Genomic DNA, 1,039 nt, shown 5'->3' on the forward strand with positions numbered 1-1,039 from the left:
CCTGAATATTACGCGTATTTTAGCGCGAGACCCCAAGAATAAACTACTGGTTGTTGAACCGCACATTTCTGCGTTACCGTACGAATTGTCTTCGCTGGAAAATGTCCAATTAGTAACACTGGCGCAAGCGCTCGAACAAGCCGATATGGTCGTACAGTTGGTGAAACATAACCAATTCTCCGATGTGGCTACTACGTGTGTAAAGCAGGTCAGGTATATGAAGTTTTGTTGAGGGAGGGACGATAAAGAATGAACATCTTTGTTATTTTAATCTCTTACTCTCTGTGATTAGAAGGCAGAAGGCAGAAGGCCATGATAGTTGGTGGACCTATCAAGGCCTTTTTATTTATTCAATATTAATATGTCGATAATCTTCATGCCGGACAAAAATTCGACCATATACTTCTAGTGCCAATAAGCGGAATTTCAATAATGGATTGGCCGCATAAAAGTCCTTTAGCATCCGAAGAGACATCCCGGTAAATTCCATAGCATAGCCATTCTCAAATATTCGTTCAATTGGCTGAATATATTCATGCATAGGGACCGGAAAACCAGCTTTGGGGCGGTAAATGACGCTATCTGGTAGATAACGTTCAGCCAGTTTTTTTAACAAATATTTACCGTCTTTTCTGAAGCGTCGATGAATTTTTAGATTGAGAGGTATATTCATCGAAAAGTCAATGATGTCTTTGGTTAGAAATGGTACCCGGCCTTCAATTGAGTTGGCCATCAATATTCTATCAGTTCTATGTAATATGCTACCTAGATGACCATAATAGTTAAAATGGATCGCGCTCAGCATATGTTTTTCGAACTCCGAGGTTATCAGAGTATTATATTTTTCATGAATAATCGCTAGGCGCTTCCAATTGGAGAAATCTTGGCTCTCGAACAGGAAAGATCGCATTATCAGGTCATTAGACATATCAAAATAGCCCAGACCCAGTGGCATGTAATCCGTGATGTCTTTCAAAGTGAATTGTTCAAAACCATCACGCATTGTTCTGGAGTAATCGCCAGAGAGACGAGTCAATAG

At 40.1% G+C, this 1,039-nt stretch carries 1 protein-coding gene and 1 pseudogene; one reads left to right on the plus strand and one right to left on the minus strand.

Annotation, left to right across the window (positions count from 1 at the left end):
• A pseudogene (locus LG31_RS21605) lies at positions 1–232 on the plus strand (UDP-N-acetyl-D-mannosamine dehydrogenase); the annotation flags it as partial.
• Positions 233–346: 114 nt separating this feature from the next.
• Here the strand turns inward: LG31_RS21605 and LG31_RS0107650 are convergent.
• Positions 347–1,039, minus strand: a 693-nt coding sequence (locus LG31_RS0107650; RefSeq protein ID WP_238567495.1) for an asparagine synthase-related protein, incomplete at its 5' end; no start/stop codon positions are given.

Origin of the sequence: Aeromonas lacus (assembly GCF_000764665.1) — a bacterium.
GTDB classification, from domain to species: Bacteria; Pseudomonadota; Gammaproteobacteria; order Enterobacterales; family Aeromonadaceae; genus Aeromonas; species Aeromonas lacus.